Below are 13,459 nucleotides of genomic sequence, written 5' to 3' on the forward strand. Positions count from 1 at the left end.
GTTAAACTGTATTCCAGATCAGAGATTGATGAGGATTTGAATGACTAACCAAGCGTATCCAATGGCTCTCGTTTCACAGGACAGCTTAGACAGCTACATTCGTTCCGTAAACAGCTATCCAATGCTGACGGCTGACGAAGAGCGTGAAATGGCTGAGCGTTTACACTACTCCGGTGAGATCGAAGCGGCGAAAGGGCTGATCCTGTCGCATCTTCGCTTTGTTGTTCATGTTGCTCGCGGCTACTCCGGTTATGGTCTGCCAATGGCAGACCTGGTACAGGAAGGTAATATCGGCCTGATGAAAGCGGTTAAACGCTTTAACCCGGAAATGGGCGTCAGACTGGTCTCCTTTGCGGTGCACTGGATTAAAGCGGAAATTCACGAATACGTCCTGCGTAACTGGCGTATCGTCAAAATTGCCACCACCAAAGCGCAGCGTAAGTTGTTCTTCAATTTACGTAAGTCGAAAAAACGCCTTGGCTGGTTTAATAACGGCGAAGTCGAAACAGTAGCTAAAGAGCTGGGTGTCGATCCGGCTGAAGTGCGTGAGATGGAATCCCGTCTGGCGGCACAAGATGCCACGTTTGAAATGTCCGCTGATGATGATGACAATCCGAATGCTTACACTGCGCCGGTGTTGTATCTTGAGGACAAGCAGTCGGATCTGGCTGACAATGTCGAAGCGCAGAACTGGGAAGCCCACACCACGCAACGCCTGACACAGGCGATGTCGACCCTTGATGAGCGCAGCCAGCACATTGTGCGCTCGCGCTGGCTGGACGATCAGAAAGCCACGCTGCAGGAGCTGGCAGAAATGTATAACGTTTCTGCCGAACGTATCCGCCAGCTGGAAAAGAATGCGATGAAAAAGCTTAAAGACGCCGTGGGTGAGTTCTAAACCTCACGACGACCTGACAGTCAAAACCGAGATCTCCGGATCTCGGTTTTTTTATGCCTGATCGAAAAGTAAGATCGCCTTGGTTTACTTACCTTGTGGATAACTCTGTGACAAAATTATTTACTGACTGTCATCAAGCAGGGTAAATCAAGGCCTGAACGCTGTTTTATATTTGGGGATATGTTTATCTTTACACACAGAAAAATAAGGATCATCACAAGATGTTGTGGATCGAACTTTCTCAAACCACTTTATCAACGCAATCCACAGAATTATCCACAAATGACGAATATTTGATCACTGGTGGATAACCTTACTGGTGTCGTGTACTTGTTGAGCACTGGATAGGTTACAATGTGTGCCGGTAAATAATGCTCAACAGAGAACTTAACATGGACCAATTTCAGCACATCGACGTTGCTGGCGCCCAGGCGCTGATCGAACAACACAATGCCAAGCTTCTGGACATTCGTGATCCCCAGTCATTTGCCGTCGCGCATGCCAAAGATGCCTATCACCTGACCAACGACACTATCGTTGCCTTTATGGATCAGACCGAGTTTGATGAACCTGTCTTAGTGATGTGCTATCACGGCATCAGCAGTCAGGGCGCGGCTCAATACCTGGTTAACCAGGGATTCGAACAGGTGTATAGTGTAGACGGCGGTTTTGAGGCCTGGCACCGGGCTAACCTTCCTATCGAAGCGAGCTGATTTATGATTAAACTGATCTCCCTGAACAATCCGCGCATGGCGCAGGCTTTTATTGATTACATGGCATCGCGCCACATTGATATTCAGATGATGCCAGAGGAGGGAGGCCAGTTTGCGCTGTGGCTGACAGATGAACAGCACCTGATAGAGGCGGAAGCAGAACTGCAACATTTCCTGCACAACCCCAATCACAGTAAATATCAGGCGGCATCCTGGGCGCTGGCCGAATCACGCCAGTCCCGCTTTGTTTATCGCTCGCCTAGCATGCTCACCATGCTGCGCTCTAAAGCCGGTCCGGTTACTTTAGGTACCATGCTGTTGTGTGCTGCGATTTTCGCGCTGTCACTGCTGGGAATGGGAAATCAGATCTTTGCGGCACTGCACTTTCCTGCTCACGGCGGACAGCAGTGGCAGCTCTGGCGCTGGTTCAGTCATGCATTGCTGCATTTCTCGGTGCTGCACATTGCCTTTAACCTGCTGTGGTGGTGGCAACTGGGTGGTGACATTGAAAAGCGGCTCGGCAGTGGCAAGCTAGTGCAGATATTTCTGCTGTCGGCGGCCCTGTCCGGAGCCGGGCAATACTGGGTAGAGGGGGCGAACTTCGGTGGTTTGTCCGGAGTGGTGTACGCATTGGTCGGCTATCTTTGGATGCTGAGCGTACGGGCGCCGCATCTCGGACTGACGATGCCCAAAGCGCTGATCGGCTTTATGCTGGTCTGGCTGGTGCTGGGCTTCGTACAGCCTTTTATGGCTATCGCTAATTCTGCCCATCTGGCAGGCCTGGTTACCGGCGTCATTCTTGGTTTACATGATGCCGGACGTTTGCAATCTAAAGGTGCGGATGCCTGAGCTGCCGCCCGGATTACTGATAAATATACTTAGTGAACAGCAGATCAGCGATCAGCTTGCGACCGGTTTCCGGTAGCAGCACACTGTTGAGGTCGTCGACCAGGGTTTTACGCAGATCTTCGCGTCCCGCCAGAGATTTAATCGTGTCTTCACTCTGTTTACCCAGCAGCTCGACGACCGCGTCGCGGATCAGCGGCTGATGGCGTTCAACCAGCGGCAGGTCGGCACTATTGGCCACCATAATATCGATGCGTACCTGGATATAGCCGAGCTTTTTACCCTGAGTAAAAAAGTTGGTGGTCAGATCCGGCTCAAGCGTGAAGTAAGCCAGTTTGGGCGCCTCTTCATCACTGGCATAAACTGCACCAGGTAAGACAAGGCTGGCGGCCAGTATGGCGTGGACTAGGTAACGTTTAAGCATATTTGTGCCTGTTCTTTCTTCTGTTCCTGATACTCGAAGCGCCAGACTCTTGTTACAATAGCGCATCATTAGACAACAAATGCTGCATAGGGTCGGACTGGTTTGGGAATGAGCTTGCATTCGATCTCTATTGTATGACGAATAAGCGTCATATTGAATACTAGTATGAATCAAACAACTGCGTTTTATCTGGCCGCATTGCGCCAGGTCAGCTGGCAACAGCCTGAACAATTTACTTATCCTGACGAGAATGCCAAAACCTGGTTACTTGAGCTGGGCTCGTTGTCACATCTGATGGCAGCACACTGTGAGCATTTCAGCGTCAAATTACTCCACAACCAGTTTACTGCTGCCGCTGAGTTGCATGCCGATGAAGTGCAGCTCTTGAGTGAAGAGCAGTGTCTGCTGCGTCAGGTGGTGTTACAGGGCGATGCGGTGCCATGGGCTCTGGGCAGTACGTTAATTCCACTTTCCTCCATGCAGCAACGTGACTGGCAGCAGCAGGGCGATACTCCGCTCGGCGAGACGATATTCAGTTGTGAAACTGTGAAACGAGATGCTTTGCAGGTCGGATGGGCCGAGACATCCCGTGGTAAATTACTCGCGCGCCGCTCCCGTTTATGGATGCAGCATAAACCCATGTTAGTGGCAGAACTGTTTTTGCCCGATTCACCGATTTACTCCAAGGAGAGAGTGTAAATGAATGCAGAAAAAGCCCGCGCATTGTGGCAGTTAATGCGTATGGATCGTCCGATTGGCTCATTGCTGCTGATGTGGCCGACGATTTGGGCACTGATTCTGGCCGCGCGCGGTATGCCGGATTGGAACGTATTGCTGGTGTTTGTTATCGGAGTATTTGCGATGCGCTCGGCTGGCTGTGTGATCAATGATTTTGCTGACCGTAAGGTAGACGGACACGTTAAACGTACCGCCTCGCGTCCGTTGCCATCCGGCAAAGTGACCGCCCGGGAGGCGATGATCCTGTTCATTTCCCTGTCTGTGCTCTCGTTTCTGCTGGTTCTGACCATGAATCCGCTGACGATTAAGCTCTCGTTTGCCGGGCTGGTGCTGGCTTTCATCTATCCGTTTATGAAGCGTTATACCCATTTACCGCAGTTCTTTTTGGGGCTGGCTTTCAGTTGGTCGATTCCGATGGCTTGGGCCGCGCAGGCGAATGAACTGCCACCTGTGGTGTGGTTTGTGTTTGTTATTAATCTGCTGTGGACGGTGGCTTATGATACTCAGTACGCCATGGTGGATCGCGATGATGATCTGCTGATCGGAATTAAGTCGACCGCTATTTTGTTTGGTCGTTTTGACAAGCTGATTATCGGGGTATTGCAACTGCTGACCGTCGCTATGCTGATTGCGTTGGGGATCAGTGAGCAACTGGGTGGCAGCTACTACTGGGGCGTTTTGATTGCCAGTGTGCTGTTTGCTTACCAGCAGCGTTTGATTCGCCACCGTGAGCGGATGCCGTGCTTTCAGGCGTTCCTCAACAACAACTATGTCGGCATGGCGATAGCGGTCGCGATCTTTATTTCACTGATGTAACCCGATAAAAAAGGCATCCATGCGGATGCCTTTTTTATACCCTGTTCCCGTCCCCTCTGTCCTGTATGGGAACAGGGGGCGGGAAGGGGTGAATAGGACGGCTGCTGCGTCGTTACTCTGCCTGACAGATACTTTCCGAAATAGTTAAGCGTACTTCAGAGTGCAGCATCGCATTGACCATACGTGACAGATGACGAATCTGCTCCTGATTGTTGTTACCCTCGGCATCGACATAGCCTTGTTGCTTGAGGGTGACAAACAGCGCGGCAAACACACCTTTGTCGAAAAATTCCGGCGCATTGATACCGTGCAGACGGCCCAGACGCTGTGCGATCTCCTGACTCTTGGCCTCCAGATCAGCTTTGGCCAGATGCGGGCATGCAACCAGCAGGTTGAGCGCAATCGCATAGCGCTGCAGGGTTTCCGAGATGGTGCGTCCCAGCAGCATCAGTACCTGAGTGTTAGCCTGATTAATGGTTGCAACCCCATCTTCTACCGTCAGTAACTGCTGGCTTTCCAGCTCGGCCAGATACTGATCCACCCTTTCATCCAGCTGATCAGCGGCAATACTCAGGAACAGCTCCTGTTGCAAAAACGGATACACCTTGGCGACACAGGTCTTGATCTGGCTGACCGGCATCTGCTGCTGGCGAATCAGCATCTGCGCAATCAGCGACGGCAATGCCAGCAGATGAATGATGTTATTGCGGTAGTAGGTCATTAAAATCGACTGGTTACGATCCAGGGAAACAATGTCGCCCATGGTATCGCTTTCGACCACAAACTTATCCAGTGACTCAGCATGCTCGACCAGACTCTGGGCACTTTCATCCGGAATGGTGAAGGTGGCCGAGTAGGGCACATTGCGCAGCAGAGACAGGTAGCAGTCAATCTGTTTGATCAGCTTGTCACGCGCCAGAGCGCGCTGACGTGAGGCCAGCAGCGCCGTCGCGCACAGGGTCATGGCATTGGCCGCCGCGGCATCGTTGATATGGGTCATCATCTTAGTGGCCAGCGTATTGACCACCGGATTCATCCATTGCGGCTTGCTGCTGCCCATGGGGTCGATGTCCTGGGTCCACTGCGGTACCTGTTCATTAAGAAAGGCATTCAGCGGAATCGGTTCACCGAAGTTAACGTAACCCTGGCCGAAATTGCGCAGTTTGCGGATGGTACGCAGCACCAGGCTGGCATTCTCTTTCTCTTTGCGTTTGCCGCGCAGCTCTTTGGCGTAAGTGCCTACTTCCATCACATGTTCGTAGCCGATGTAGACCGGAACCAGAGTGACCGGACGATTGAGACCGCGCAGCATGGCCTGAATGGTCATCGCCAGCATGCCGGTTTTAGCCTGCAGCAGGCGACCGGTACGCGAGCGTCCGCCTTCGCTGAAGTACTCGACCGAGTAGCCTTTACTGAACAGCTCGGCCAGATACTCGCGGAAAATGGTTGAATATAGCTTATTGCCTTTAAAGCTGCGGCGGATAAAGAACGCACCGCCACGGCGGAAAATTGGCCCAGCCGGGAAGAAATTGAGGTTGATACCGGCGGCAATGTGCGGCGGAACCAGACCTTCATGATAGAGCACGTACGACAGCAGCAAATAATCCATATGGCTGCGATGACAAGGGACATAGACAATTTCGTGCCCGTCCTGTGCCAGGCGGCGCACGGTCGCGGCGTTGTTGATATTCAGCCCCTGATAGATGCGATTCCACAGCCAGCCCAGCAGACGATCGCCTTTTTTCACCAGTGAGTAGGAGAAATCCGCGGCAATTTCATCCAGAATCGCGTGGGCTTCTTTACGCGCTTTTTCCAGCGAAATATTTTTCGCCGCCGCTTCATCATGGATCGCTTTTTCGATCGCCGGTGAATCCATCAGGCGCTCAAACAGCCGCTGACGTTGTGGCAGGTTAGGGCCTGAGGCTGCCAGTTTCTGGCGTGAGAAGTGAATGCGGGCAACCCGGGCCAGCTTGTGAGCAATCGACGCGTCGGTGCCGTGTTCGTCTGCCATATAGCGCAGTGAGACGACCGGGCTGAAGCGCAGCAGGCAGTCGCGGCCTGAGCTGAGTACGGCTTTGGCTTTCTGGGCACCATTCAGAGCCAGCAGATAAGGGCGTTCACGACCTTCCTGACCGGGTTTCCGCCCCCACAATACACTGGCCGGAATGACCTGAACATCCAGTTGCTGATCGCTGTGGTGCAACTTAAGCAGTTCCGAGAAGGTATCAATCGAGTCGCTCGGCACGTGGTTATCATCCTGCAGCAGCGCCGGACGTGATGAGATGAACACGTAGCGGTTCAGGGTCTGGCCGTTGATCTCCAGCGGCTGCAGCGGATCGGGTAAACCGGCTTTCAGTGCGAGGGTCTGCAGAGTCAGCAAATCGACATTGGAGCGAAATGGTAGTGCGTAGACAATCGGCTTGTTAATATCTATATCCAGATCCTCAATCGGATTGGATGGAATGGCGGTTCCTTTAACCAGCATCGAGAGCGGCAGTTTTAACAGGGAACGCGATAACGAGTGTCCAGAAGACATAAGGTTCAGAGCCTCAAATATGGATACATGACCAGAGTATCAAGCTGTACTTTGCGCTGTGATTCATTGAAATGAAACAAGATGCGCAGACAGTAAAATACGTTGCAGTCGGTGTCTTTTTTGAGCTGCAAGAATACCAGAAACTGGTCAAACCTTTTAATATAATTGGGCTTATTTACGTCATTTCTGAGTGAAATGTTGGGAACAGGAACATAAAGTGCAAAAAAAGAATCCGCAGGGATTAAAACGTATCCTCAAGGCCAGTCGCTATTCATACCAGGGAATTGGGGCCGCGTTTAAAAATGAAGCGGCCTTTCGTGAAGAGATTATTCTGGCGTGTGTCTTGATTCCGCTTGCGGTGTGGCTCGATGTCAGCCAACTGGAACGGGTACTGATGATCGCCACAGTGTTATTGGTCATGGTGGTTGAGTTGCTCAACAGTGCGATTGAAGCTGTGGTGGACCGCATCGGTCCCGAACACCATGAACTGGCGGGACGCGCCAAAGACATGGGATCGGCCGCGGTATTTATCACCATGCTGCTCTGTGGCTATGTCTGGATAGAGGCCCTGTTTATCTGAACAGCGCTTTATCTAAAAAACAAGCAATTGGCTTTCCATTTCACCAATTACTGGATATACTCACAGTCAACTGTATAAAAAGACAGGTGACTTATGAAGCCGTTAACGCCACGCCAACAAGAAGTGTTTGATCTGATTAAAAGTAAGATCGAAGAAACCGGAATGCCACCTACTCGGGCGGAAATCGCTCGTGAACTGGGTTTTCGCTCAGCCAATGCGGCCGAAGAACACCTCAAAGCACTGGCACGCAAGCAAGTGATTGAGATCGTTCCGGGTGCCTCACGCGGCATTCGTATTCTGCTTGGAGCGGCCAACGATGAAGCCGATGAAATCGGATTACCGCTGATTGGCCGTGTTGCCGCGGGTGAACCGATTCTGGCTCAGGAGCATGTAGAGACTCATTATCAGGTCGATCCTGGCATGTTCCGTCCGCAGGCTGACTTTCTGCTGCGGGTGCAAGGCGAAAGCATGAAGAACATCGGTATTATGGATGGTGATCTGCTGGCAGTGCATAAAACTCAGGACGTGCGTAATGGTCAGGTCGTGGTGGCGCGGGTCGAAGAGGATGTAACGGTAAAACGTCTTGAGCGTAACGGCGCGAAAGTGCTATTGCACGCAGAAAACGAAGCGTTTGCCCCAATCGAAGTCGACCTCACCTGTCAGGAAATGACTATCGAAGGTATCGCAGTCGGTATTATCCGCAATACTGACTGGATGTGAGGTTAGTTGAGATTTATTCTCAATAACTTGCCAATCTAATTGATATTCATTATCATCTTTCTTGTGTCACACAAGGAAGATGATAATGCGCCCGAATCAATCCCCTGCAACACGACGCTACCCGATACCGGCTAACCTGATGCAACCGCTGTGGTTACGTAGCCGTGAGAGCCTGGTCGATAATGGTCTGGTTTATGACCCGATTGCCGCGTCCGCCTGTCAGCGCTGTCAGCTGGCACCGGAATGTTTATCCGGCGATATCGATCAAAAACAGTTACTGCATGCCACGCTGACCCAATTGTGCGATCAGCAGGTACGAGCTTTCCTGCAATCTCATCCTGATGGCTGGATTGTCAATGTCGGTGCCGGCCTGGACACCCGTTTTTACCGGGTGGATAACGGGCGCTGCCACTGGATTGAACTCGATGTGACGGAGAATCTGCTCTGGCGACAAAAACTGTTTCACCGTAGCGAGCGCTACCAGCATGACTGCGGCAGTGTCAGCGATCTCTCCTGGCTCGATTGTCTGCCAGTCCCCGAATATGCCCCGATTCTGATTGTGTGTGAACATGCGTTGCTGGATTGTCAGGCCGATCAGGTTGCGCGTTTTATCCGCGCCCTGGGGCTTAACTTTGTTAATGCCAGTGCTTGTTTGGTGCTGGCCGGCGATAAAGCCGCCAGCCGGTTGGGGCAGAGCATGGGATCCGGCCAATATCAGCATGGTTTCAGCGATGCCGCCCATGCGGTACTCAACTGTTTACCCTGGGCACGCAGCGTGCGGTTGTATTCCCCCCTGGATCAGCACTGCGGGCGCTGGAAGTTCTGGCAGCGGGTGGTGAGTAAGCTGGGCGGTTATAAGCACAGATTTACTCCGATTGTCACTTCGCTCCGCTGGTAATTGATTTCGTTAAGCGCGGGTACCTGGCCTGGCTGAGCGCGCAATCGGGCGGTTGGCGTAGCCGCTGCCGGTTAACTCAGATACACTTTGCGTTCTATTGTCAGAGGGTAAAGTGGTGCAATCTTTTTTTCATATCTTAGCCAATCCGGCCATGCACCGTAAGGTGCTGTGGCTGGCGATTCCTATGGTGCTTTCCAATATTACCATTCCATTGCTTGGCCTGGTCGATGCGGCCGTGATCGGCCATCTTCAGCATGCCTGGTATCTGGGCGGTGTTGCTCTGGGCAGTACGGTTATCAGTGTCTGTTTCTGGTTACTCGGCTTTTTGCGGATGTCGACCACAGGTCTGACGGCTCAGGCGCTGGGGGGCCGATAATGGCTTTAACCTCGCCCGGGTGTGGCTGCAGGGTATGCTGATGGCGCTGGGTTTTGCTTTGGTGTTCTTGTTAGGGCACCGCTATCTGGCTGAGCTGGTGTTCGGCCTGAGTAGTGCCAGTGAGCAGGTTAAGCAGGCCGCTCAGGACTACTTTGTGGTGCGTGCCTGGAGTGCGCCGGCGTCTCTGGCTAACTATGTGCTGCTTGGCTGGTTGCTCGGCACCCAGAATGCACGCGCACCGATGTGGATGGTGATCATCACCAACACGGTTAATATTGTACTCGACCTGCTGTTTGTGATCGGATTTGGCTGGCAGGTGCAGGGGGCGGCGCTGGCGTCAGTGATCGCAGATTACAGTGGTATGTTGTTCGGCCTGTGGTGTGTGTGGCGCTACTGGCTGCGTGAGCAACTGCCGGCGTTAGCGGAGGTATTGCGTGTCTCTACTCAGGATCTTGGCCGCTTTGTGCGCCTGAATCGCGATATTTTCCTGCGTTCACTCTGTCTGCAAGCGGCTTTTAGTTTTATGACCTTTCAGGGGGCCGCATTTGGCGATCAGACCGTGGCCGCTAATGCGGTGCTGATGAGTTTTGTCATGATCATCTCTTACGGTATGGACGGCTTCGCTTATGCGATGGAAGCCATGGTCGGTAAAGCGATGGGAGCTAAGAGTGAGCAGCAGCTCAAGGCGGCCATGGTCGGCAGTGCATTCTGGAGTGTGATCATCTGTGTCGTCCTGACGCTGGTTTTTGCTTACAGCGGTTCAGCCCTGATCGGTTTAATTACCGATATACCAGCAGTACAGGCGACCGCGTATCAATATTTACCCTGGTTAGTCGCCATGCCGCTGACATCCATGTGGTGTTTTCTGCTGGATGGCGTGTTTATCGGCGCGACCAAAGGACGCGAGATGCGCAACTGTATGTTTGTGGCCGGCTTGACCTATTTTGTTCTGTTTTTTGCGTTTTCAGACTGGGGCAATCATGCTTTATGGCTGGCGATGCTGGGTTTTATGGCGATGCGCGGTGTGTCTCTTGGTGTACTGTTGGTGAAGCAATGGCGTAGCGGGACTTTCTTGGCGGCCTGAATCCGGAATGAATGCTCTGAACAAAAAACGCAGCACGAGGCTGCGTTTTTTATGTCGGATTGATTTAAGCCCATTCAGAACAGGCGATTCAAACCATTCAACGCGGCGACCCGGTAAGCTTCCGCCATGGTCGGGTAGTTGAAGGTAGTGTTAACGAAATACTCAATGGTATTGGCTTCACCTTTCTGCTCCATGATCGCCTGACCGATATGGATGATTTCCGCGGCACGTTCACCAAAGCAGTGAATGCCGAGAATTTCTCTGGTTTCACGATGGAACAGGATTTTCAGACTGCCCACATCCATGCCGGCAATTTGTGCGCGTGCCAGATGTTTAAACGAGGAGCGGCCGACTTCATACGGGACTTTGGCGGCGGTCAGTTCCTGCTCGGTACGACCCACTGAGCTGATTTCCGGAATGGTGTAAATACCGGTCGGAATATCCTCAATCAGTTTGTTGGTTGCGCTGCCCTGGGTAATCGCCTGGGCGGTAAAGCGGCCCTGATCGTAGGCGGCACTGGCCAGGCTAGGGTAGCCGATAACATCACCGACCGCATAGATATGGTCGACGTCAGTCTGGTAGTTGCCGTTAACTTTCAACTGGCCGCGCGAGTCCGGACTCAGGCCGACTACTTCCAGGTTCAGTTTGTCGGTATTACCGGTGCGACCATTGGCATACAGGATACAGTCAGCTTTCATCTTCTTGCCCGACTTGAGATGGACAATCACGCCATCTTCGGTACCTTCAATTTTCTCATAGGTTTCATCGTTGCGGATGATCACACCGCTGTTCCAGAAGTGATAGGACAGAGCATCGGAGATTTCATTGTCGAGGAAAGCCAGGAGTCGGTCTCGGGTATTAATTAAGTCGGTTTTCACCCCCAACCCGCGAAAAATTGAGGCATACTCACAACCAATCACACCGGCTCCATATATGATGATGTGTCTTGGGTCATGTTTCAGGCTCAGAATCGAATCGCTGTCGTAAATACGCGAGTGATCGAAATCAACATCAGCCGGGCGATAAGGACGTGAACCGGTGGCGATAATAAACTTATCGGCAGTGTAAAGGTCAACCGTGTTGTCACTCTTGGTCACCGCGACGGTATGAGCATCGACAAAATGGGCGCTACCAAAAATCAGTGAGCACTCATTGCGGTCATAAAAGCCCTGGCGCAGACGGGTCTGTTTATCAATCACGGATTTTGCATGGCCAAGAATATTGGAGAAGGTCGCATGCAGGCTGGTGTTGTTTTTGCAAAAGAGCGGGTTACTGTTGAATTCAATGATCCGGCTAACCGCATGACGTAACGCCTTGGAAGGTATGGTTCCCCAGTGGGTACATCCGCCGCCGACACCGTTTTCTTTCTCTATGATGGCGACATTCATTCCCGCTTTGGTGAGCCCCATAGCGGCCCCTTCACCGCCCGGGCCGCTACCGATTACAATGACGTCAAAGTGGTTAGGTTGTGCCATAGGATTTCCTTGTTATATTCACTTAACATTGCTGTAGCGATATTTTAACTGATTCTGTCGTGTGGTAAATCGCGTTCCCATCACAGAGTGCAGAGGATCACGCTATAAACGGCAAAAATTTAGGTGATTAACTCTAGAGTGATGGATAACGGCCAGCGCTTAGCGTGATGACGCAGTCGCGAAATTGTCTGTTGCTTCAAACAGACGCATTTTGCCCCTTAGACAAGTTTCACATTCGCGTTATAGTATGAGCCAACATTTCGGGTCAGGCAGAGAACTAACGCAGTATGAAATCCACGGGTATTCGTGCACAGCAAAAAGAGAAAACGCGTCGTTCACTGATAGATGCTGCATTCAGCCAACTGAGTGCGGATCGGAGTTTTTCCAATCTGAGCTTGCGGGAAGTTGCCCGCGAAGCCGGGATTGCTCCGACGTCCTTTTATCGCCATTTTAAAGATATGGATGAGCTCGGGCTCACCATGGTGGATGAAGGTGGTTTATTGCTGCGGCAGTTGATGCGTCAGGCGCGTCAGCGGATCGTCAAAGAAGGCAGCGTAATCCGTACCTCGGTAGAGACCTTTATGGAATTCATTGAAAGCAGCCCGAACGTGTTTCGTTTATTACTCCGCGAACGTTCCGGCACGTCATTTGAATTTCGTGCCGCAGTAGCTCGAGAAATTGAGCACTTTTCTGCGGAATTAACTGAATATCTGGTGAATACTGGTATGAACAGGGAAGAGGCCACAACTCAGGCCGAAGCTTCTGTGACTCTGGTATTCAGCTCCGGTGCTCAGGCGCTGGATTTAGACCGGCGCTCACGTGATGAATTGGCGGAGCGCCTTATCATGCAGTTGCGAATGATTGCCAAGGGTGCATTCTGGTATCGCAAAGAACGTGAACGTAATCGACTCAAAGGCGGGATAGATTAATGTCGAAGGATAGCAGCAAAACCAAACAAGGTTCAGAACGGAAAACTCTGGTATTGGCGGTCGTGGCCGGTATGTGCGGAGACGCACTTTTGTCCTGGTTGACCATGAGTGAAATTTCTTTTTCTATTTTTCCGGTGATTGCACTGGTGTTGTCAGTACAGGCGTTGTACCAGGAGTACCTCAGCCACCCGGTGTCAGAGGATATTCCTCTGGTCGGCCTGGCGTGTTTCTTTGTCGGTGCATTTGGTCATAATGCGTTTGTCAAAGCGCAGTACCCGGATTCTGGCTCTAACTTCTTTGCCATTATTGTGGCGTTGTTACTGCTGGTGTGGATTGGCAGAAAGCTGGGTTACCTGGGCCGCGCTTCTTAACCGGGATTCCGGTTGCACAAGATCGAAAGTAAAAAACGAGCCATGTGGCTCGTTT

Annotated in this window: 13 protein-coding genes and 1 pseudogene; 11 read left to right on the plus strand and 3 right to left on the minus strand. The window is 51.9% G+C overall.

Annotated features, from left to right (window positions below):
* Nucleotides 1–40: 40 nt before the first annotated feature.
* From rpoH to glpG, 3 genes are all read left to right on the plus strand, one after another.
* Nucleotides 41–898, plus strand: a complete 858-nt coding sequence (gene rpoH, locus KNV97_RS19385) for an RNA polymerase sigma factor RpoH (protein WP_136487342.1) — start codon at nucleotides 41–43, stop codon at nucleotides 896–898.
* A gap of 392 nt (nucleotides 899–1,290) precedes the next feature.
* Entirely contained in the window at nucleotides 1,291–1,611 is a 321-nt protein-coding gene (gene glpE, locus KNV97_RS19390) for a thiosulfate sulfurtransferase GlpE (RefSeq protein WP_136487343.1), read from the plus strand.
* 3 nt (nucleotides 1,612–1,614) lie between these two features.
* On the plus strand, nucleotides 1,615–2,460 hold the full coding sequence (gene glpG / locus KNV97_RS19395) for a rhomboid family intramembrane serine protease GlpG (protein ID WP_136487344.1): 846 nt from the start codon (nucleotides 1,615–1,617) through the stop codon (nucleotides 2,458–2,460).
* A 13-nt stretch (nucleotides 2,461–2,473) separates the two neighbouring features.
* On the opposite strand, the gene KNV97_RS19400 is transcribed toward glpG, so the two are convergent.
* Entirely contained in the window at nucleotides 2,474–2,881 is a 408-nt protein-coding gene (locus KNV97_RS19400) for a flagellar basal body-associated protein FliL (RefSeq protein WP_136487345.1), read from the minus strand.
* Between the two features lie 165 nt (nucleotides 2,882–3,046).
* On the opposite strand from KNV97_RS19400, the gene KNV97_RS19405 reads away from it, so the two are divergent.
* Both KNV97_RS19405 and ubiA read left to right on the plus strand, forming a co-directional pair.
* Nucleotides 3,047–3,580 carry a chorismate lyase gene (locus tag KNV97_RS19405; RefSeq protein WP_136487346.1) on the plus strand — a complete coding sequence of 178 codons (534 nt, stop codon included), beginning with the start codon at nucleotides 3,047–3,049 and terminating at the stop codon, nucleotides 3,578–3,580.
* Nucleotides 3,581–4,435 carry a 4-hydroxybenzoate octaprenyltransferase gene (ubiA, locus tag KNV97_RS19410; RefSeq protein ID WP_218562607.1) on the plus strand — a complete coding sequence of 285 codons (855 nt, stop codon included), beginning with the start codon at nucleotides 3,581–3,583 and terminating at the stop codon, nucleotides 4,433–4,435. It begins immediately after the preceding gene.
* Between the two features lie 112 nt (nucleotides 4,436–4,547).
* On the opposite strand, the gene plsB is transcribed toward ubiA, so the two are convergent.
* Nucleotides 4,548–6,971: a glycerol-3-phosphate 1-O-acyltransferase PlsB gene (gene plsB / locus KNV97_RS19415; protein ID WP_136487348.1), complete on the minus strand. Its 2,424-nt coding sequence runs from the start codon at nucleotides 6,969–6,971 to the stop codon at nucleotides 4,548–4,550.
* 217 nt (nucleotides 6,972–7,188) lie between these two features.
* Here plsB and KNV97_RS19420 point away from each other — a divergent pair, with 217 nt between their 5' ends.
* The 4 genes and pseudogenes from KNV97_RS19420 to dinF all read left to right on the plus strand — a co-directional run bounded on the left by KNV97_RS19420 (nucleotide 7,189) and on the right by dinF (nucleotide 10,629).
* Nucleotides 7,189–7,551 carry a diacylglycerol kinase gene (locus KNV97_RS19420; protein ID WP_136487349.1) on the plus strand — a complete coding sequence of 121 codons (363 nt, stop codon included), beginning with the start codon at nucleotides 7,189–7,191 and terminating at the stop codon, nucleotides 7,549–7,551.
* Nucleotides 7,552–7,644: 93 nt separating this feature from the next.
* On the plus strand, nucleotides 7,645–8,271 hold the full coding sequence (lexA, locus tag KNV97_RS19425) for a transcriptional repressor LexA (RefSeq protein WP_136487350.1): 627 nt from the start codon (nucleotides 7,645–7,647) through the stop codon (nucleotides 8,269–8,271).
* A gap of 79 nt (nucleotides 8,272–8,350) precedes the next feature.
* Nucleotides 8,351–9,169, plus strand: coding sequence for a class I SAM-dependent methyltransferase (locus tag KNV97_RS19430; protein WP_218562608.1), 819 nt, complete (start codon nucleotides 8,351–8,353; stop codon nucleotides 9,167–9,169).
* Between the two features lie 151 nt (nucleotides 9,170–9,320).
* Nucleotides 9,321–10,629: pseudogene (dinF, locus tag KNV97_RS19435) on the plus strand (MATE family efflux transporter DinF).
* Nucleotides 10,630–10,703: 74 nt separating this feature from the next.
* Here dinF and sthA read toward each other — a convergent pair.
* Nucleotides 10,704–12,104 carry a Si-specific NAD(P)(+) transhydrogenase gene (gene sthA, locus KNV97_RS19440; protein ID WP_136487352.1) on the minus strand — a complete coding sequence of 467 codons (1,401 nt, stop codon included), beginning with the start codon at nucleotides 12,102–12,104 and terminating at the stop codon, nucleotides 10,704–10,706.
* Between the two features lie 287 nt (nucleotides 12,105–12,391).
* On the opposite strand from sthA, the gene fabR reads away from it, so the two are divergent.
* A complete protein-coding gene (gene fabR, locus KNV97_RS19445) occupies nucleotides 12,392–13,033 on the plus strand; it encodes an HTH-type transcriptional repressor FabR (RefSeq protein ID WP_136487353.1) in 642 nt (213 codons plus the stop codon).
* Nucleotides 13,033–13,404: a YijD family membrane protein gene (locus KNV97_RS19450; RefSeq protein WP_136487354.1), complete on the plus strand. Its 372-nt coding sequence runs from the start codon at nucleotides 13,033–13,035 to the stop codon at nucleotides 13,402–13,404. The genes fabR and KNV97_RS19450 overlap by 1 nt, the downstream gene beginning before the upstream one ends.
* Nucleotides 13,405–13,459 lie beyond the last annotated feature (55 nt).

The organism is Vibrio ostreae (assembly GCF_019226825.1).
Lineage (GTDB): Bacteria > Pseudomonadota > Gammaproteobacteria > Enterobacterales > Vibrionaceae > Vibrio > Vibrio ostreae.